This window comes from Parafrankia sp. FMc2, assembly GCF_041008525.1.
GTDB lineage: Bacteria > Actinomycetota > Actinomycetes > Frankiales > Frankiaceae > Parafrankia.
The window spans coordinates 1-19,258 of the sequence record NZ_JBFLUG010000030.1 but is presented as its reverse complement, the minus strand read 5'-3'; the positions used below and the strand labels follow the sequence as shown (position 1 = coordinate 19,258).

The 19,258-nt window shown below is 73.1% G+C and carries 13 protein-coding genes and 1 pseudogene; 11 read left to right on the top strand and 3 right to left on the bottom strand.

The genetic code is table 11. The features are described from left to right. Nucleotides 1-33: 33 nt before the first annotated feature. Entirely contained in the window at nucleotides 34-159 is a 126-nt protein-coding gene (locus AB1460_RS13155; protein ID WP_368961419.1) for a hypothetical protein, read from the top strand. Between the two features lie 51 nt (nucleotides 160-210). Here the strand turns inward: AB1460_RS13155 and AB1460_RS13150 are convergent, their stop codons facing one another. Then, nucleotides 211-1,107: a hypothetical protein gene (locus tag AB1460_RS13150; protein WP_368961417.1), complete on the bottom strand. Its 897-nt coding sequence runs from the start codon at nucleotides 1,105-1,107 to the stop codon at nucleotides 211-213. A gap of 215 nt (nucleotides 1,108-1,322) precedes the next feature. On the opposite strand from AB1460_RS13150, the gene AB1460_RS13145 reads away from it, so the two are divergent. From AB1460_RS13145 to AB1460_RS13130, 4 genes are all read left to right on the top strand, one after another. Next, complete coding sequence (locus AB1460_RS13145; RefSeq protein WP_368961415.1) at nucleotides 1,323-2,018, top strand: response regulator transcription factor; 696 nt, start codon at nucleotides 1,323-1,325, stop codon at nucleotides 2,016-2,018. Between the two features lie 11 nt (nucleotides 2,019-2,029). Then, nucleotides 2,030-3,841 (top strand): sensor histidine kinase, encoded by a 1,812-nt coding sequence (locus AB1460_RS13140; RefSeq protein ID WP_368961413.1) that lies wholly within the window; start codon nucleotides 2,030-2,032, stop codon nucleotides 3,839-3,841. Nucleotides 3,842-3,893: 52 nt separating this feature from the next. Then, on the top strand, nucleotides 3,894-6,191 hold the full coding sequence (locus AB1460_RS13135; protein WP_368961412.1) for an ArnT family glycosyltransferase: 2,298 nt from the start codon (nucleotides 3,894-3,896) through the stop codon (nucleotides 6,189-6,191). 349 nt (nucleotides 6,192-6,540) lie between these two features. Beyond that, nucleotides 6,541-7,842, top strand: a complete 1,302-nt coding sequence (locus tag AB1460_RS13130; RefSeq protein WP_368961488.1) for a glycosyltransferase — start codon at nucleotides 6,541-6,543, stop codon at nucleotides 7,840-7,842. 119 nt (nucleotides 7,843-7,961) lie between these two features. Here the strand turns inward: AB1460_RS13130 and AB1460_RS13125 are convergent, their stop codons facing one another. Continuing rightward, a complete protein-coding gene (locus AB1460_RS13125) occupies nucleotides 7,962-11,351 on the bottom strand; it encodes a pyruvate carboxylase (RefSeq protein WP_368961411.1) in 3,390 nt (1,129 codons plus the stop codon). A gap of 279 nt (nucleotides 11,352-11,630) precedes the next feature. Beyond that, nucleotides 11,631-13,049, bottom strand: coding sequence for a glutamine synthetase family protein (locus AB1460_RS13120; protein ID WP_368961410.1), 1,419 nt, complete (start codon nucleotides 13,047-13,049; stop codon nucleotides 11,631-11,633). 300 nt (nucleotides 13,050-13,349) lie between these two features. On the opposite strand from AB1460_RS13120, the gene AB1460_RS13115 reads away from it, so the two are divergent. The 6 genes and pseudogenes from AB1460_RS13115 to AB1460_RS13090 form a co-directional block, all read left to right on the top strand. Next, nucleotides 13,350-14,576: an amidohydrolase family protein gene (locus AB1460_RS13115; RefSeq protein ID WP_368961409.1), complete on the top strand. Its 1,227-nt coding sequence runs from the start codon at nucleotides 13,350-13,352 to the stop codon at nucleotides 14,574-14,576. Nucleotides 14,577-14,604: 28 nt separating this feature from the next. Beyond that, nucleotides 14,605-15,414: a dTMP kinase gene (locus AB1460_RS13110; RefSeq protein WP_368961407.1), complete on the top strand. Its 810-nt coding sequence runs from the start codon at nucleotides 14,605-14,607 to the stop codon at nucleotides 15,412-15,414. A 158-nt stretch (nucleotides 15,415-15,572) separates the two neighbouring features. After that, a complete protein-coding gene (locus tag AB1460_RS13105; protein WP_368961406.1) occupies nucleotides 15,573-16,535 on the top strand; it encodes an acyl-ACP desaturase in 963 nt (320 codons plus the stop codon). 218 nt (nucleotides 16,536-16,753) lie between these two features. Further along, nucleotides 16,754-17,245: a hypothetical protein gene (locus tag AB1460_RS13100; RefSeq protein ID WP_368961405.1), complete on the top strand. Its 492-nt coding sequence runs from the start codon at nucleotides 16,754-16,756 to the stop codon at nucleotides 17,243-17,245. Nucleotides 17,246-17,515: 270 nt separating this feature from the next. Beyond that, nucleotides 17,516-18,403 (top strand): hypothetical protein, encoded by an 888-nt coding sequence (locus tag AB1460_RS13095; protein WP_368961403.1) that lies wholly within the window; start codon nucleotides 17,516-17,518, stop codon nucleotides 18,401-18,403. Nucleotides 18,404-18,538: 135 nt separating this feature from the next. Then, nucleotides 18,539-19,258, top strand: a pseudogene (locus AB1460_RS13090) (two-component sensor histidine kinase); the annotation flags it as partial.

Below are 19,258 nucleotides of genomic sequence, written 5' to 3'. Positions count from 1 at the left end.
CCCGCCGGGCGGACCTTCCGAGAATGGGCGGCCGTGCCAGCCGGAATGCTCGACGACTGGACCAGCCTGCTCGCCAAAGCGTTCGACTTCGTCTCCGGGCCACCGGCCGCACCGTCCTCGCCACGACCCCGCGGGCGGGAACGACGAGTAGAGGAATGAGGGACGACCCCAGCCGCCGGGGTCCGGCAAACGAGGGTGCGGTGGGCCGAGTCAATGCGATGACGGCGACGCGGCCGAGCGGACTCGGGCGCCGATCGTGGCGGAGCCCGACCGGACGGCACGCACTGTGAAGTCGACGTCCCTCTCGGAACGCCGGCTGAACCGCCCCGGGAAGCCACCGGTCGGGGCGCCACCCGGCTGACCCTGGCCGCCGAACCGGCCCTGGCCGGTGCCGCCGCCGGCCGCCGCCTGGCCGTCGGCGGCACCCTCGATGATCACGGTGGCGGTCGCGGTCGAGCTGGCGGATGCTCCGTCTGCCACGTTCGCGGTCACGCTGACGGTGTCGCCGACATCGATGTCGTCGATCCCCCCGGCCGCCAAGCTGGAGCCAGCGCCGACGACGGTGTCACCGGTGACGGTGTAGGTGGCGGTGAAGTCGTCCGGGCTGCGCACCGTCACGGACGCGGCGTTCACCGCCGAGACCTCGCCGGACTGGGTGCGGACGGTCTGATAGCCGCCGGAACCGTCACTGGTGACGAACTCCCCGTGCAGCGCGCCGGAGACGCCGGCGCCCGTCCCGGTACTCAGGGGGGAGCCGGCCTGGAGCGGCCCTCCTATGCCGCGCAGGCCACCCGGACCGCCGCCGCCCTGCCCGTCACCGAGGCTGCTCGCGTTGACCGCGGCTGCCGCGCCGACAGCCAGGGCGAGCGCGGCGGTACCGACCACGGCCGTCCGGCCCAGACCCCAGTGCCGGGCCCCGCCGGCAGCGGCCGCCGGAGCGGCCGCGGGCGGGACCAGGGTCGGGGTTGGCTCCGGGCCGGGCGGGGGTGTCAGGCCGGGAGGGGCTGCCAGGCCGGGCCAGGCTGGCGACGGCGGCGGCGGGCCGCCGGGGGCTGCGCCGCTCGATGGCGGGGACGTGGGCGGGTCGGTGGGCCCGACGTGACTCATGTCCGTTCTCCTCGTCCCGGCTGGTCGGTCGCCGCGCCGTCGGGGAGGAGCGTTCACCGCGAAGCTGTGCGCAACCTGTGCCGGCGCTGGGTATCCCATGTGTGATCACCGCTGGTGACAGAAATGTCCGTGATGCCGCCCGGCGGCGTCCAGGACACAGCGAGCACACAGGAGATCTTCAGAGAACCCACAGGAAACGGTCTCATCCTGACTCCATGCAGCCGACGAGCCCCCGCATCCTTGTCGTCGATGACGAGAACACGCTGTCGGAGCTGCTGTCGATGGCCCTGCGCTACGAGGGCTGGGAGGTCCGCACGGCACCGGACGGGCGCGAAGCACTGCAGGTCGCCCGTGGGTTCCGCCCGGACGCGGTCGTCCTCGACATGATGCTGCCGGACATGGACGGCCTGGACGTCCTGCGCAGGCTGCGCGCGGAGCGCCCCGACGTCCCGGTGCTGTTCCTCACCGCCCGTGACGCCGTCGAGGACAGGGTGGCCGGCCTGACCGCCGGCGGCGACGACTACGTCACCAAGCCGTTCAGCCTGGAGGAGCTGGTCGCCCGGCTGCGTGGCCTCCTCCGCAGGCTGCATCGCGCCACGGCGCCGGAGGAGGCGGTCCTCGTCGTCGGCGACCTCGTCATGAACGAGGACAGCCGGGAGGTCACCCGGGGCGGGCACGAGGTGCGGCTGACGGCGACCGAGTTCGAGCTGCTGCGTTTCTTCATGCGCAACCCGCGGAGGGTACTGAGCAAGGCGCAGATCCTCGACCGCGTCTGGAACTACGACTTCGGCGGCCAGGTGAACGTCGTCGAGCTGTATGTCTCCTACCTGCGCCGGAAGATCGACACCGGCCACCCTCCCATGATCCACACCATGCGCGGGGCCGGCTACGTGCTGCGCCCGGCGGTCTGAGTCGCCCCACCATGGCGGAGCGGTGGCGCGGCCCGGCCGGGTGGTCGCTGCGGACCAGGCTCCTCGCGCTGCTCCTCGCGCTGCTCGCCGTCATGTCCGCGGTGATCGTCCTCGTGACGGTGGTCGCGCTGCGCGGTGTGCTCGTCGAGCAGCTCGACGACCGGTTGAGGGGCGCGAGTGGGCGCCAGGTCGGGGTGCTGCTGCTGCCCCCGGCGGGAATGCGGCCGGGCTACGTCGGCGGCCCCGGGAGCAGCGCCGACGTGCTCAGGCCGGAACTCGATCCGTCCACGCTGACGGCGAGCCAGCGCCTCGACCTGGCCCTCGGCCGCGGCCAGTCGCCCGGGACCCTCGGCGCGATCCTGGAGCTGCGGCATCCCATACCCGTGCCGGCCACCGGGCCCGAGGCCCCACCCGCCGCCGTCGATCAGGACGTCGCCGTCCTGATCAGCGGGGTCACCGCCGCGATCATCGGTGACGGATCGTCGCTGACCACGCTCTCCGGCGAGGTTCTCGCCACGGTGGCGCGGGTCCCGCTCGACGGTCAGCCGCACACCTACGCGATCGACGGTCACGGCGACTACCGCCTGATCGCCCGGCCCGAGCCGGACGGGCGGGCCATCCTCGTCACCGGCCTGCCGATGAACGAGCTCAGCTCGACCCTGACCAGGACGGCCGGGATCGGCGCCGGTGTCGCGGCGCTGGGTGTGCTCGCCGCGGCAGTCGCCGGCGCGGCGATCATCCGAGTGACGCTGCGTCCCCTCAGCCGGGTGGCGGCCGCCGCGGCGCGGGTGGCGAAACTCCCGCTCCACCGTGGGGCCGTCGACCTCCCCGCGCTCGAACCGGACGTCGACACCGACCCGCGCACCGAGGTCGGGCAGGTTGGCGCGGCCCTCGACCAGATGCTCGGCCATATCGGAGCGGCCTTCGCCGCGCGGCACGCCACCGAGACGAGGATGCGCCAGTTCCTCGCGGACGCCAGCCACGAGCTGCGGACGCCGCTCGCCGCGATCAGCGGGTACGCACAGCTCACCCGCCGCACCCGCGACGCCGTCCCACCCGACGTCGTGTACGCCATGGCACGCGTCGAGTCCGAGAGCGCACGAATGACGACACTCGTCTCCGACCTGCTGCTGCTCGCCCGCCTCGACTCCGGCCGGCCGCTGGACCGCGAGGCCGTCGACCTGTCACGGCTCGTGGTGGACGCCGTCAGCGACGCCCATGTCGCCGCGCCCACCCACCGGTTCCAGCTCGACCTGCCCGACGAGCCGGTGACGACCGTCGGAGATCCGGCACGCCTGCACCAGGTGCTCGCGAACCTGCTGGCCAACGCCCGCGCCCACACCCCGTCGGGTACCGCGGTCACGGCCCGGCTGACGACTCAGGTACTCCCCGCCGCCCGGGTGGTGGCCGGCTCCCCGGGCATGCTCGCCCCGCTCGGCTGCCGCGCCGTGCTGCAGGTGATCGACGACGGCCCCGGCATCCCCCCTGACCTGCTCCCCCGGGTGTTCGAACGGTTCGCCCGGGGCGACAGCTCCCGTTCCCGGGCCGCTGGCAGCACCGGACTGGGCCTGTCCATCGTGGCGGCGGTGGTGGAGGCGCACGGCGGTCGGGTGGACGTCGCCAGCAGGCCTGGTCAGACGGTGTTCACGGTGATCCTCCCGATGGCCGCGGCGGACGGCCCGCGCCACCGGGCGGAGCCGGAGCCGGTGATCGCCCTCGGCGACGGCTCCACGACGGCCTGCCACGCCGGAAGGGCCGGAGCGGTGGGAGATGCCGCCGGCGACATCCCCGTTCCGCGCGGGGGCCCGCACTCTCACAGCTGAGGCACAGGCCGGGCACACGACCGGGACAGCTCCGGATCCAAGGCTGATCCGTATGCCGACCTCACCGACGCAGCCGCCTCCGACCGGCCGCCCCCCCTACCTGTGGGCGAGCCAGGCCACCATGCCGGATGTCCGTCAGCCCGACCGGCGGCCTCCCTCAGCTACCAGGGGCCTCGACGGGCCGGTGCCGGGGCCGGGGCGGCGGCACGGCGTGGCGGATACGCCGTCCCGCGGTGATCGGCGGGCGGAGCGCGGGGGGCCGCTGGCCCGGCCGGCCCGGCTGGTCCGGGGGCGGCCGGAGGACCCTCGCTGGGTACGGCCAGCGCTGGTCGGGCTGCTTGTCGCGACGGCCGTGCTCTACCTGTGGGATCTCGGTGCCTCGGGCTGGGCGAACGCCTTCTACTCGGCATCGGCACAGGCCGGCTCGGTGAGCTGGAAGGCGATGTTCTACGCGTCGTCGGACGCGGGGAACTCCATCACCGTCGACAAGCCCCCGGCCGCGATGTGGGTGATGGCGCTGTCGGCGCGCATCTTCGGGGTGAACTCATGGAGCATCCTCGTCCCGGAGGCGCTGATGGGCGTCGCCTCGGTCGGGATGCTCTATCTGACCGTGCGCCGGGCGTTCCCCGCGGGCGCGGCGCTGCTCGCTGGCGCGGTCCTCGCACTGACCCCGGTCGCCACCCTGATGTTCCGGTTCAACAATCCGGATGCGCTGCTCGTCCTGCTGATGGTCTCCGCCGCCTACGCGGCGCTGCGGGCTCTCGAGACCGCGAGCACCCGCTGGCTGCTGTGGGCCGGTGTGTTCATCAGCTTCGGCTTCCTGACCAAGATGCTGCAGGCTCTGCTGATCGTTCCGGTGCTGGCGCTGGTCTACCTGGCCGTCGCGCCCACCCGTTTCACCCGGCGGCTGTGGCAGGTCGGCGCCGGCACGCTCGGCCTGGTCGTCCCGGCCGGGATCTTCATCGCGATCGTCGAGCTCGTTCCGGAGTCGTCCCGCCCGTACATCGGCGGGTCGCAGCACAACAGCCTCCTCGAGCTCACCCTGGGCTACAACGGGCTGGGGAGGCTGACCGGCAACGAGACCGGGAGTGTCGGCGGTGGTGGCGGTGCCGGCGGACCGGGCGGTGGCGGCGGCATGTGGGGCTCCACCGGCTGGGGCCGGATGTTCGGATCCGAGGTGGGCACGCAGGTCTCCTGGCTGATTCCGACCGCGCTGGTGCTGCTGGTCGCCGGCCTGTGGGTGACGAGGCGGGTGCCGCGCACCGATCCGGGTCGGGCCGCGTTCGCGCTCTGGGGTGGCTGGCTTCTGGTCACCGGCATCGTCTTCAGCCAGATGAAGGGGATCTTCCACCCCTACTACACGGTGGCCCTCGCGCCGGCCATCGGCGCGCTCGTCGGAATGGGCAGCGCCGCGCTGTGGCGCCGACGGGCACACCCCGCCGCCGCGGCCACCCTGGCCGGTGCCCTGGCCCTGACCACGATCTGGTCCTTCATCCTGCTGAACCGGACGTCCGACTGGCACCCCTGGATCCGGTGGACGGTTCTGATCGCCGGCTTCGCCGCGGCGCTGCTGTTCATCGTCCTCGCCTGGCTCCCCCGGCCGGCGCGGCTGGTGGTCACGGCCGCGGCGCTGGTCGCGGCCCTGCTCGGACCGCTGGGCTACTCGGTGGCGACGGCTGCCGTCCCGCACACCGGCTCCATCCCGTCGGCAGGACCGGACGGCGGCGGTCTCGGTGGGCCGGGCGGAGGCGGGCCCGGCGGCCGACTGATGATCTTCGGCGGCCCGGGCGGCACCACCAGCCCTGGCACCACGGGTCAGGGCGGCGGGGTCGGCGCAGGAGGCCAGCAGGTCCCGGGCCAGCCGGGCGGCACGGCGGTTCCGGGCGGCACGGCGGCTCCGGGTGGCACCGGGCCGGGCGGTGGCGGTGGTGGTGGTGGGATGGGCGGTCTGCTCGGGGCCGGCGATCCCAGCGACGAGGTCGTCGCCATGCTCGAGGAGAACGCCTCGTCGTACACCTGGGTGGCTGCCTCGGTCGGGTCGAACAACGCGGCCGGCTACCAGCTCGCCACCGGCGATCCGGTGATGGCGATCGGTGGCTTCAACGGCAGCGACCCGTCCCCGGCCCTGGAGCAGTTCCAGCAGTACGTGGTGGACGGCCGCATCCACTACTTCATCGGTGGCGGCGGTTTCGGCGGGCAGAACGGCGGAAGCTCCGCGTCCGGAGAGATCGCTGCCTGGGTTCAGGAGAACTTCACCGCGACCACCGTCGACAACGTCACCCTCTACGACCTGACCGCGGCGACGTCCACGACCTCGACAGGGACATCGGCAGGCACCTCGAGCACCTGATTCGGCGCGCACCGCACGTGCTCCTGCCCTCCCCTTTTCGTTTCTTCCTGCGCGAGGCGGCGACGTGAAGCTCACAGCAAAGGCACAGCGCCGGCACACTGCCGGCACAGTCCGCGGCCGAATGGTGAAGTACATGACCACGGACGCCTGGACCAGCGGCGCCGGAACGACCGGCCTGACCGCCACGACCACCCCGACAGCACCACCCGGCCGGAGCAGCCGGAGCAGCGGGAACGGCGGGAACGGCGGGAACGGCGAGACTCCCACACGCACCACGGACCCGGCGAGGAGAATCGTGTCGACGACCACCACCGACCCGCTTTCCAGGCCCCGAAACGAACAGACCTGCATGGATCACCCGGTGCTCGACGTCGTCATTCCGGTGTACAACGAGGAAAAAGACCTGGCACCGTGCATCCGCGGACTGCACGCCCATCTGCGGGCCACGTTTCCCTACCCTTTCCAGATCACCGTCGCGGACAATGCCAGCACCGACACGACGCTGGCGGTCGCGCAGGAGCTGGTGCGGGAGATCGCCGAGGTCTCGGTCATCCATCTCGAGGCCAAGGGCCGCGGCCGGGCGCTGCGCGCGGCCTGGGGCGTCTCGACCGCACCCGTCCTGGCCTATATGGACGTCGACCTCTCGACCGACCTGGCCGCGTTGCTTCCCCTGGTCGCGCCGCTGATCTCCGGGCATTCGGATCTGGCGATCGGAACCCGGCTGTCCCGCTCCTCCCGGGTCGTGCGGGGCCCCCGGCGCGAGGTGATCTCCCGCTGCTACAACCTGCTGCTGCGCGGCACGCTGGCCGTCCGGTTCACCGACGCGCAGTGCGGCTTCAAGGCCATCCGGGCCGATGTCGCCGCCAGCCTGCTGCCACTCGTCCAGGACGGCGCATGGTTCTTCGACACCGAGATGCTGGTCATCGCCCAGCGCAGCGGTCTGCGCATCCACGAGGTGCCGGTGGACTGGATCGACGACCCCGACAGCAGGGTGGACGTCCTCGCGACCGCGATGGCCGATCTCCAAGGTGTCGCGCGCCTCGCCCGCGCGCTCGGCACGGGCGCGCTGCCCCTCAACCAGCTGCGCCGCGAGTTCGGCCGCGCTCCCCTGCCCGGGACCAGCATGAGCGAGGGGACGGACCGTGGGGACAGGACTGTGAACGGGAAAGGGAACGGGGCGGCGGCGGCAGGGGTCCTCGGGGTGCCCGCGGGGCTGACCAGGCAGCTGCTGCGCTTCGCCGGGGTGGGTGTCGCCAGCACGCTGGCGTACCTGGTGCTGTTCGTCCTGCTCCGCGGGGTGGCCGGTGCGCAGGCGGCGAACCTCGTCGCGCTGCTGGTGACCGCGGTGGCGAACACCGCCGCGAACCGGCGGCTCACGTTCGGGGTCAGCGGCCGTGACGACGCCGGCCGGCACCACCTGCAGGGCCTGTTCGTCTTCGCGATCGGCCTGGCGCTGACCAGCGGCTCGCTGGCCGCCCTGCACGCGGCGAGCCAGCACCCTGGTCGCCTGCCGGAGGTCAGCGTGCTCGTCCTGGCGAACCTCGCCTCGACCGTCGTCCGCTTCCTGCTGCTGCGCGCCTGGGTGTTCCACCCGTCCCGGCTGGGCCGGTACGGGCGGGACGCCGGTGTCAGGCACACCGCCGGCCGCTGAGCCCGAGGGCGGCTGCCGGCCAGGCTGACCAGCTGGTCAGCCTGGCCGGCAGCCGCCGTCCACGGTCAGGAGTGCGGCCACGGTCAGGAGTGCGGCCGCGGTCAGGGGCGCGGCCGCGGTCAGGGGCGCAGGATGAGGAGCAGGTCGCCGACCTCCACCGACTCGCCGTTCGCGCGCACGATCTCGGCGACCGTCCCGGCGGCGGGGCTGGTGACCGCCGCCTCCATCTTCATCGCCTCGATCACGGCCAGCTTCTGGCCCTTCTCGACGGTGTCGCCGACGGCGACGGTGAGGGTGACGATGCCGGGCAGGCCGGCACCGACCTGCGCCGGGTCGGTGGGGTCGGCCCGGCGGGCGGCGGTGGTCGTCGCCTTGATGGAGGTGTCGCGGACCCGCACCGGCCGCGGCTGGCCGTTGACGCGGAGGTAGAGGGTGCGCATGCCGGCGTCGTCGGCCTCGCCGATGGTCTCCAGGGTGACGATGATCTCGACGCCCGGTTCGAGGAAGACGCTGACGGGACGTCCTGGCTGCAGACCGAACAGGAACGCCTCGGTGGGGATCACCGACGAGTTGCCGTAGGTGGCGACAGCCTGCTGGTAGTCCTTCCAGGGGCCGGGGAACAGCAGCCGCGACAGGGCCGCGCGACGGTCGGCGCCCGGTGCGGCGAGTGCGGCGGCGTCGTCAGGGGCGAGGGTGGCCGCCGGGGGCTCGGGGCGGCGCCCGGCGAGGGCCCGCTCCCGGAACGGCTCGGCGAAGCCGGCGGGCGGCGTGCCGAGTTCCCCGGCGAGGTAGCCCAGCACGCTGGCGGGCAGGTCGTACTCCTCGGGATGGTCGCGCAGCCGGTCGACGTCCACCGAGCCGCCGGCGATGAACAGCGCGAGGTCGCCGACGACCTTGCTGGTCGGCGTGACCTTGATCGGCTTGCCGAGCAGGTCGTTGGCGACGGCGTAGCACTCGGTGACCTGGGTCCAGCGGTCACCGAGGCCGAGGGAGATGGCCTGCTGGCGCAGGTTGGTGAGCTGACCGCCGGGGATCTCGTGCCGGTAGACGGCCCCGGTGGGGGCGCGCAGCCCGGCCTCGAACGGCGAGTAGAGGTCGCGGACTGCCTCCCAGTACGCCTCCATCGACGACAGGGCGGCCAGCGGGATGCCGGTGGCGCGCTCGGTGTGGTCGGTGGCGGCGACGAGAGCGGACAGGTTTGGCTGGCTGGTTCCGCCGGACATCGGCGCGGCGGCGGCGTCGACGGCGTCGACCCCGGCCTCGTTCGCCGCGATGAGGGTGGCGAGCTGGCCCCCGGCGGTGTCATGGGTGTGCAGGTGGACGGGCAGGTCGAAGCGCTCCCGCAGCGCGGTGACCAGCCGGCTCGCGGCGGCCGGGCGCAGCAGGCCGGCCATGTCCTTGATGGCCAGCACGTGGACGCCGGCGTCGACGAGCTGGTCGGCGAGGCGCAGGTAGTAGTCGAGGGTGTAGATCTGCTCGCCGGGATCGGTGAGGTCGCCGGTGTAGCACAGGGTGCCCTCGGCGATCGCCGTCCCGGTCTCCAGGACGGCGTCAATCGCCGGGCGCATCTGCTCCATGTCGTTGAGCGCGTCGAAGATCCGGAAGATGTCCAGGCCGTTCGCCGCCGCCTCGGAGACGAACGCGCGCACGACGTCGTCCGGGTAGGGGGTGTAGCCGACGGCGTTGCGGCCGCGCAGCAGCATCTGCAGGCAGATGTTCGGCACGGCCGCGCGGACCGCGGCGAGGCGCTCCCACGGGTCCTCGGCGAGGAACCGCAGCGCCACGTCGTAGGTCGCGCCGCCCCAGCACTCGAGGCTCAGCAGGTTCGGGGTGAGCGCGGCGAACGCCGGCGCCGCGGCGAGGATGTCGAAGCTGCGCAGCCGGGTCGCCAGCAGCGACTGGTGCGCGTCGCGCAGGGTGGTGTCGGTGACCGCCAGCGCGGTGCGTCCCCGCAGGTCGGCGGCCCAGCCGGCCGGACCGAGTTCGAGCAGGCGCTGCCGTGATCCGGCGGCCGGCTCCCCGGCCGTCAGGTTCAGCGGCGGGAGCATGGTGCGCGGCTCGGTCAGGGCGACCCCGGTGGGACGGGCGTGCCCGTTGACGGTGCTCTCGGCGAGGCGGGCCAGCATGCGGCTGGTCGCGTCCCCGTCATCGACGGCGCTCAGCAGGCCGGGGCGCTCGTCGATGAAGGACGTCGTCACCCCGCCGGCGAGGAAGGCCGGATCGGCCAGCAGTTTCGTCAGGAACTCGATGTTGGTGCGCACCCCGCGCACCCGGAACTCCCTGAGCGCGCGGCGGGCCCGCCGCGACGCCTTCTCCAGGGTGGCGCCGCGCGCGGTCAGCTTCACCAGCAGCGAGTCGAAGTAGGGGCTGACCTCCGCGCCCGGGTACGTCGCGCCGTCCAGCCGCACGCCCGGCCCGCCGGGCGACTGGTAGAAGGTGATCGTCCCGGTGTCGGGGCGGAAACCGTCCGACGGGTCCTCGGTCGTCACCCGGCACTGGATCGCGGTGCCCCGCAGGGAGACGGCGTCCTGGGTGAGGTTCAGGTCGTCAAGGCTCTCGCCGGCGGCGATCCGCAGCTGCGCGCCGACGATGTCGACGCCGGTGACCTCCTCGGTCACCGTGTGCTCCACCTGGATGCGCGGGTTCATCTCCATGAAGGTGAACGCCCCGTCCGGGCCGACGAGGAACTCGACGGTGCCGGCGTTGACGTACCCGACATGGCGGGCGAACCGCACCGCCGCGGCGCACAGCGCGTCGCGGACGCTCTCCGCCAGGGCGGGGGCGGGCGCGATCTCGACGACCTTCTGGTGGCGACGCTGCACCGAGCAGTCCCGCTCGTACAGGTGGATCACGTTGCCGTAGGCATCGGCGAGGACCTGCACCTCGACGTGCCGCGGCCGGTCCACCGCCTGCTCCAGGAACACCGTGCCGTCGCCGAACGCCGCCGCCGCCTCGCGCGACGCGCTCGCGACGGCGTCCGCCAGGTCCTCCGGGCGTAGCACGCGACGCAGCCCGCGCCCGCCGCCGCCGCCAGACGCCTTGACAAACAGGGGGAACCCGACCTCCGCGGCCGCCTCGATGAATCCCTCGCCGTCCGGCAGCGGGTCGGACGCCCGCAGCACCGGCAGCCCCGCCGCGATCGCCGCGTTGCGTGCCGCGACCTTGTCCCCGGTGAGACGGAGAACAGCAGGCGGCGGGCCGACGAACGTCACGCCAGCCGCCGCGCATGACTCCGCCAGCACCGCCGACTCCGACAGGAAGCCGTACCCGGGGTGCAGCGTGTCCGCATCCGCGATCTTCGCGACCCGCAGCAGCGCCTCGATGTCGAGATAGCCGCGCACCGGATGGCCCGGCTCGCACAGTTCGTAGGCCTCGGATGCCTTCGTCCGGTGCAGCGCGGACACGTCCTCGGGGGTGTAGACGGCGACCGTGCGCAGTCCCAGCTCCTGGGCGGCCCGGAACACCCGGACCGCTATCTCACTGCGGTTTGCCACAAGCACCTTGCGCACGCGCAGCTCCTCACGCCAGTGGCCCCGGAACGTCCCGCACGGACCAGGGAGTCCGCCAAGTTTCGACGGTTTCGTCGCCGTGCGCCAAGATTGGTGACACATATTGCGTTGCGGTGCCCGGGATGCCCCCACTCCCGGTCCCGGTGTGTTACCCCGCGCAAGCACGAAGACGCCACAACCCAACAACAACGACGGTGCCGCGTCCGCACGGCGCTCCGTACCCGACCTGTAACACGCTCCGTACCCGGCCAGTAACACCGGTCAGTCCAGTAACACCGGTCAGTAGAGCCACCTGACCCGGTCGACGACCACACCCGGGTCCAGGCCGGCGAACAGCTCGATCTCGCCCCGGCGTACCGCGCCGATCGTGTCGTGCAGTTCGGCGCCGAGGGCGGCGCGCAGGACCTCGTCAGCCTCGAAGGCGGCCACGGCCTCCCCGAGGTCGACCGGAAGACGGCGGACGCCCAGGCGAGCCAGCTCCGCTTCGGTGCAGGAGGCCGGATCACCGTCGAACGGCTCCGGCAGTGTCGCCGCCGCGGTGAGGCCGTCGATACCGGCGGCAAGCACCCCGCCGACCAGCAGGTACGGATTGGCGGCGAGATCGAAGCACTTCACCTCGACGTTCGCCGCACCGGACTCACCCGCCGCACCTGTGATCATCCGGATCGCCGCCTCCCGGTTCTCGAGCCCCCAGCAGGCGTATGCCCCGGCCCAGTTCGAGGGCACGAGCCGCAGGTAGGAGGTGACACTCGGCGCGCCGAGCGCCATCAGCGCCGGGAGGTGCCGCAGCACCCCGCCGACGAAGGCCTCCCCCTCGGCCGTCAGGCCGCACGGCCCCGACCCGCCCGCCATCAGCGGCCCGCCGCCGGGCGCACTGCCAGACCCACCGCCGGGCACGCCGCCGTGCAGGCTGAGGTGCAGGTGGCCGCCGTTGCCCACACTGCCGGCGAGGACCTGGGGCGCGAACGAGACCCGCAGCCCGTGCCGCGCCGCGACACCGCGCACCGTCTGCCGGACCAGGACGGACGTGTCCGCCGCACCGACCGGGTCCTCCGGCGCGACCGACACCTCGAACTGCCCGGCCGCGTACTCGGGATGGATCTGCAGCAGCTCGACTCCCTGGGCGGTCAGCGCCTCCACCAGGTCACGCAGGTAGTCGGACAGTTCGACGACCCTGACCATCCCGTATGCGGGCCCCGAGCAGGCCGCGGTGAAGTCGTCACTCCCGGCCGACGACACCGTCCACTCGATCTCGAACCCGGCGAGGGCGTGCAGGCCACGGCGCCCCAGCCGCTCGACCTGGGCACGGGCGAAGGCGCGGGCGTCCTGGGGATGCGGGCGGCCGGTGAGCGCGTAGCGGTCGGCCGGGGCCCAGGCCCAGCCCGGCTGGGCGTGCAGCCGGGTGAGGCGGGTCAGGTCGGGCCGCAGGCGCAGGTCCCCGACGGGTCCACCCGCGTACCGGGCCATGATCGAGCTGTCGTCGACCAGGAACGTGTCGAACGAGGGCGAGGCGCCGACCCCGTGGGTCGCCGCGCGAGACAGACGTCCCGGTGGCACGCCTTTCACCCGGGTCAGCCCGGCGTTGTCGACCCAGGTGAGGGCGACCGCGACGACTCCGCGCGCCGCCAGTCCGGCCCCGGCATCCCCGGCCCCGGCGTGCTCGGCCCCGGCGTCCTCGGTCAGCATGCCTTCGATCATGACAGCACCTTCCGTCACCTGTCTGTCACAGAAAGCCGAGGCCGGCGGGATTCCCCGCTGCCGACGCCGAGACTCCGAGCGCCGCCCTTTCGCGCGAGCCGTCCAAAAACACGGCACGTTCATCCACAGGGGGATGTGCCGCAAAGCCGCTATGAGCAGGGTCATATCGGGATCCCGGCGACCGTTGTCCCCAGGAATGCCCCCACCATCCACAAGTTATCCACAGGTTGGGCGTGCGGCGCGGCGCGCGGCGGACGCCCAACCCTGGTCACGGAAAGTGATGGAGGTGCGACGACAGGCATGCCGACGCCGTGGAGCGGGCACGATCATGTGGTGCTGCCCTGTGTGGAGAGCCTCCGCCTCGTGGACCATCACTGCCACGGGCTGCTCACCCGCGACCTCGACCGGGCGGGCTTCGAGCGGATGCTCACCGAGTCCGACGCGCCGACACCGGCGGGGACGACCCTGTTCGACAGCAACATCGGGTTCGCGGTGCGGCGCTGGTGCGCTCCCGTCCTCGACCTGCCACCGCTGAGCGGACCCGAGGAGTACCTCGCCCGTCGCCGCGAGCTCGGCGTCGACGAGGTCAACCGACGGTTCCTGCGCGCCGCCGGCATCAGCGCGTTCTGCGTCGACGCCGGCTACCTGCCCGAACCGCTCATGTCCGCGAGCGAACTCGGCACCACCGGCGGCGGGACGGGTCACGACATCCTGCGCCTCGAACGGCTCGCCGAGTCCCTCGCCGTCGACATCGTGACCGGCCAGCTCGGGGTCACCCACTTCGCGGACACCATCCGCGAGCGGCTGGCCGGAGCGGGCCCGACGACCGTGGGCCTCAAGTCCGTCGCCGCCTATCGCGTCGGCCTCGCGCTGCCCGCCACCCGGCCGACCGACCGCGAGGTCACCGCCGCGGCCCGCGAATGGCTCGCCATGATCCGCCGCGGCGCGCCCATCCGGCTGGCGAGCCCGCTGCTGCACGCCTTCCTCATCTGGACCGGCGCAGACGCCGGCCTGCCCATCCAGATCCACGTCGGCTACGGCGACGCGGACCTCGACCTCCAGCGGTGCAATCCACTGCTGCTCACCGGCCTGCTGCGCACCCTGGCGCCGACCGGCGTGCCCATCCTGCTTCTGCACTGCTACCCCTACCACCGGGAGGCCGGCTACCTCGCGCAGCTCCTCCCCACCGTGCACATGGATGTCGGGCTGGCGGTGCAGAACGTCGGCCGGCGGGCCACGGCGGTGCTCGGCGAGGCGCTGGAACTGGTCCCGTTCAGCAGGTTCCTCTTCTCGTCCGACGCGTTCGGGCTCGGCGAGCTGTACCTGCTCGGCGCGCTGCTGTTCCGGCGCGCGCTGTCCGCCGTGCTCGGCGAGGGCATCGCGGACGGCGACTGGACGGAGACCGACGCCGCCCGGGTCGCCGACCTCATCGGCGCCGGCAATGCCCGGCGGATCTACCGCCTGAGCGAGCCGGGCCGCGAGACGACAGCCGTCACCACCTCGCGCGCCCGGGATTCCCTCCACTGAGCGCGGTGCCCGGCACTAGGCTGCTGCCGTGCCAGCCGCCGCCAGAAACAACCAACAGCAGCACAGCGCGATGCTCGTGGCCATCGAAGGCGTCGACGGCGCCGGAAAGCACACCCTGACGTCGCGCCTCGTCCAGGACCTCACCGCCCAGGGCCGGTCGGTGGGCACGTTCTCGTTCCCGCGCTATGCGTCCGGGCCGCTGGGCACCGCCGTCCGCGCGATGCTCGACGGCGACGAGCGGCTCGCCGGGCTGGCCGGCTCGGCCCGCGCCACCGCGCTGCTGTTCGCACTCGACCGGGCGAACGCGCTGCCCGAGCTGGCCGCCCGCGCCGCCGGGCACGACATCCTCATCGTCGACCGGTACCTGGCCTCGAACGCCGCGTACGGAGCGGCCCGGCTCCCCCCCGACGAGCGGGCCGGGTTCCTGTCCTGGATCGCCGAGCTGGAACTCGCCGACCTGCGGCTGCCCCGACCGGACCTGCAGGTTCTCCTGGACGTCCCGGTGGAGACGGCGCGGGCCGGCGCGCGTACCCGGGCCGCGGCCGACACGTCCCGCGCGCTGGACACCTTCGAAAGCGACGACGGCCTGCAGGAACGCTGCGCCGAGGTGTACCGGACGCTCGCGCGGTCAGGCTGGGTGGCCCCGTGGCTGGTCGTCGACCGTACGGCCGGCCCGGCGGCGGTCCTGGGAGCGCTGCGTGACCTGCGCGCCGGGCTCCCGCCGGAGGCGCCGGGCGCTCCGGAGACACCGGGCGCTCCGGATGCACCCGGCCCGGCGGAGGCGCCACTGGGGCTGTGCGTTCCTCACGCCGCCGCCTGGCCCGCGGTGGCCGGCTGAGACGCACCCCGGCCGCGGGAGTTGTCCCGTAGCGCTGGGATGCTCCCTGGCCGAGCACTGGATCCGGAGCAGAACTGTTCCCTCGGAACAGTATTGTCCTAGGATTCCACACCGCACGGCCATGGCCACCCATCAGGGTGCGATGCAAGAGTTCACCCATGGGATCACCTACGGACATCGACCTGTTGCGCGAGCTTGAACCCGTCGCCGAGGCGAACGTGAACCGGCACCTCAGCATTGCCGCGGAGTGGATGCCGCACGAGTACGTCCCATGGAGCCAGGGACGCGACTTCGACGCGACTCCCTGGGAACCGGAGCAGTCAGCGCTGTCCGAAGTGGCCCAGATGGCTTTCGAGGTCAACCTGCTCACCGAGGACAACCTGCCCAGCTACCACCGAGAGATCGCCGTCGCCTTCGGCCGTGACGGCGCATGGGGCACCTGGGTCGGCCGGTGGACCGCCGAGGAGGGCCGCCACGCGATGGCGATGCGCGACTACCTCCTGGTCACCCGCGCGGTCGACCCGGTGACACTCGAGCGTGACCGGATGCTCCAGATGCAGCGCGGCTACGACTCCGGGGCGAAGACACCGCTCGAGGCGATGACCTATGTGTCGTTCCAGGAACTGGCGACCCGGATCAGCCACCGCAACACCGGCCGCTTCACCGGCGAGCCGTTCGCCGAGAAGCTGCTCGCCCGGGTGGCTGCCGACGAGAACCTGCACATGATCTTCTACCGGAACCTGGTCGCGGCGGCGCTGGAACTGGCTCCGGACCGCCTGGTCCCGGTCATCCGGGACGAGCTGGTCACGTTCGAGATGCCCGGTACCGGCATCCGCGACTTCGGCCGCAAGGCCCGCTACATCGCGCAGGCCGGCATCTACAACCTGCGGACCCACCATGACGACGTCGTAGCCCCGATCCTCCGGCACTGGAAGATCGCCGAACTGGAAGGCCTGACCGGCGAGGCCGCCAAGGCCCAGGGGGAGATCATCTCGTTCGTGGCGGGGCTCGACGCGCTCGCCACCCGCCAGGAGGAGAAGCAGCAGGCTGCCGAGGCCCGCCGGGCGGCCCGCAGGGAAGCGAACCGGCCGGAGCAGGCCGCCACCGTGCCCGTCGGCTGACACACCCCGCGCGGAGCCACTCCCGACCCCACGCCCCGCCCGGCGTTTCGCCGGAGATGCGCGGCGGCAGGCGCGACGGAGACCGAGGGCCGCCAGGGCTGGTGTCGTAACTGTTGCGCGATGTCCGTAGTGTCCGTGGTACGTCGGTCGGGTTCCCGGTGTGAGCACCGGGAACAGCCGGCACCCAGGCCCGCCACGCACGGAACGGACGGAGCGGATTGAGCACACATCGCGGCTCCGCGCGACCAGTCCCCAGAGTTCAGCTCGCACTCGGCGCTCTGGCCGTGATCGTGCTACTGGTAGCGGTTCTGCTCGGGCAGAAGGGCTCCGGCGGGGCATCACCGGTCGCCGAGGTCTGCGGGCCAGGCGGCAGCGGAGCCGAGGCGGACTGCCGCCCGTCCGCGACATCGTCCACCCCGGCGACCGGCGGGGGCGCCACGCCGACCGCCAGCACCGAGCCCAGCGGCAAGCGCACCACCCCGCGGCCGTCCACTGCCGGCGAGACCGGCACCGCCGCCCTCGGCGTCACCGGGACGGCCGGCAGCGGCTCGGGTGGCAGCGGACCCGGCACAACCGGATCGAGGGACGGGCGGCCGGGCGGGACGCACCCGCAGACCCGGCCCACCCGCCCGCGCGGCAGCCAGGAGCCCGTTCTGGACCTGCGGCTGCCGCACGTGCCGGTGCCCACCTGCATCGTCGGCTGCCGCTGACCTCCGGGCGCTGGAGCGCCCCACCACGCGGCGGTGTCCCTTCGGGGGATGCCAGGCGGAGGATGCCCGGGGGAGCACCTGTCGGCGTGAGGTTTCGCACGGTTCCGCGACGTACCAGGGGTACACAGGTAGCTCATCGTCGTCTCGTATCCAGCTCACAGGCGGATGGCATGCGGTCAGCAGTGGTGGCCGCCGCCGGTACCGCCGGGATGGGCACGATCAGACGGACGCGAGCGCCTGGCTGCCGCCACGGAACCTCGAGGAGCTGCCATGCCGCCGCCAGCCAGCAGGCCACCGCGCCCGTCCACTGTCCTTCCCGCACCAGAGATCGGCCGTGACCCGGACACCCCCCGCGGACCGGTCGGCCCGCTCGGACCGGTCGGCCGGCTCAGGGCGGCCACCCGTCGGTGGACGGCGGAACGGCCGGCTGGCCGCAGGTCACCGGCCGCGGCGCTCGCCGTGATCGGCGGCGCACTCGCCGGCACCGCGGTGGACCGGCTTGCCGCCAACCTCACCGCCAACCTCACCGCCGCCCGCACGAGCCGCCCGGTGAGCGGACCGCTCGGAACCCTGCGCACAACCCTGCGGGTCCGTCCGCCGGGCTTCCCCTCGCTGCTGCACGCGGCGACCGGGCGGCAGGCACCGCTGGACGTCAGTGCCACCGCGTCCTACGGCGAGCTGTGCCGGCTCCGGCGCGGCTGCGACGCACTGGGCAACACCTGGGACGACCCCGCCTACGCGCTGATGTCGCTGTTCGGAGGCTATGCCGGGGTGTTCGGAGACTCCTGCGGCCCGGTCTTCGGAACCGGTTCGGACACCGCGCCCTCGCCCCGGACCCGGTGGACGGAGATCACCTACGGCGGAGGTGAGCGGCTGTCCGTCGGGACGGAGATCGGTCTGGGGAACCGGTCGTTGCCGATCCGGATCATCGGCATCCCCCTGGTGCGGGACGGCCGGCTCGCCCTGCTGCCCGACGAGATCGTCCTGGGGAACCAGCGCCTGCCCGGGGAGCTGATGACGCCCGCGGACACCGCGGTCTTCGCCGAGCCGGTGGTCATCCTGCCGGCCTTCCCCCGCGGGACCCGCCTCGCCGACGCGGTCGCAACCCCCGAGGGGCTGCGACTGCGGTTCGAACGGTGCGCCCCGGCAGGCCGTTAGCCCGCCCGGCGCGCCGGCCACGCGCCAACGGGACCACCTCACAGCGACCGGTCAGAGCGATACGTCAGAGCGAGTAGTAACGGATACGCGCCTCGACGGATGGTTTCGCCGTTCCCGACGTCTACCGTGAAGGCGGTGAAGGGGACCTGGCCGGCCAGCTTCGGCGCCAGGATCAGTGGTCTGCTGGGCCGGCTCGTCGGTGCGCACGGCCGGTGGAGCGGCGTCGACGGGGTCGCGGCGGTCGCCGCGCCACGGCGGTCCGCGGTGACCATGCTGATCGACCGCATCCCGTCAGCGCGGGCGCGCCGGGTGGCGGTGGTGGTCGTGGCCGACATCGTGCCGACGGCGGCGGTCGGCGCGATCATGCTCGGCGCGTCAGGCCACGCCGCGCGGGAGCAGGTCCCACCCAGCCGGCCGCTGGACGGCACGGCCTACGTGCTGCTCGGCCTCGCCACGTTCCTGTTCCCGCTGCGCAGGCACTTCTCCCTGCTGCTGTTCGCCGTCGAGGCCCTGCTCCTCGGCGCCTACATCGCAACCGGCTACCCCCACGGCCCGCCGGGGGCCGCGCTGATCGTGGTGGCCTTCACGGTCGGCCTGCGCGCCCCGGAGTGCAGGGCGGCGGGCGCCGCCAAAGCGGGCGCTGTCCTGCTGGTCCTGGCCACCGTGGTCGCGTATGCCCGCGGCTACGTCTCCGGCGGCTGGGGCCTGGCCTCCGCCGTTGTCAGCGTCCTGTGCGTGGTGGTCGTCCCGACAGTCCTCGGCACCCTGCTACGCGTGCGCCGGCTGGCCTCGGCCCGCGCGAAGGAGGACGAGACCCGGCGCCGCATCGACCAGGAACGACTGCGGATGGCCCGC

Bases quoted from the DNA above. Each gene is read 5' to 3' on its own strand.
- AB1460_RS13150 (WP_368961417.1), bottom strand. From the start codon at position 1,107: ATGAGTCACGTCGGGCCCACCGACCCGCCCACGTCCCCGCCATCGAGC.
- AB1460_RS13145 (WP_368961415.1), top strand. From the start codon at position 1,323: ATGCAGCCGACGAGCCCCCGCATCCTTGTCGTCGATGACGAGAACACG.
- AB1460_RS13140 (WP_368961413.1), top strand. From the start codon at position 2,030: ATGGCGGAGCGGTGGCGCGGCCCGGCCGGGTGGTCGCTGCGGACCAGG.
- AB1460_RS13135 (WP_368961412.1), top strand. From the start codon at position 3,894: ATGCCGACCTCACCGACGCAGCCGCCTCCGACCGGCCGCCCCCCCTAC.
- AB1460_RS13130 (WP_368961488.1), top strand. From the start codon at position 6,541: ATGGATCACCCGGTGCTCGACGTCGTCATTCCGGTGTACAACGAGGAA.
- AB1460_RS13120 (WP_368961410.1), bottom strand. From the start codon at position 13,049: ATGATCGAAGGCATGCTGACCGAGGACGCCGGGGCCGAGCACGCCGGG.
- AB1460_RS13115 (WP_368961409.1), top strand. From the start codon at position 13,350: ATGCCGACGCCGTGGAGCGGGCACGATCATGTGGTGCTGCCCTGTGTG.
- AB1460_RS13105 (WP_368961406.1), top strand. From the start codon at position 15,573: ATGGGATCACCTACGGACATCGACCTGTTGCGCGAGCTTGAACCCGTC.
- AB1460_RS13095 (WP_368961403.1), top strand. From the start codon at position 17,516: ATGCCGCCGCCAGCCAGCAGGCCACCGCGCCCGTCCACTGTCCTTCCC.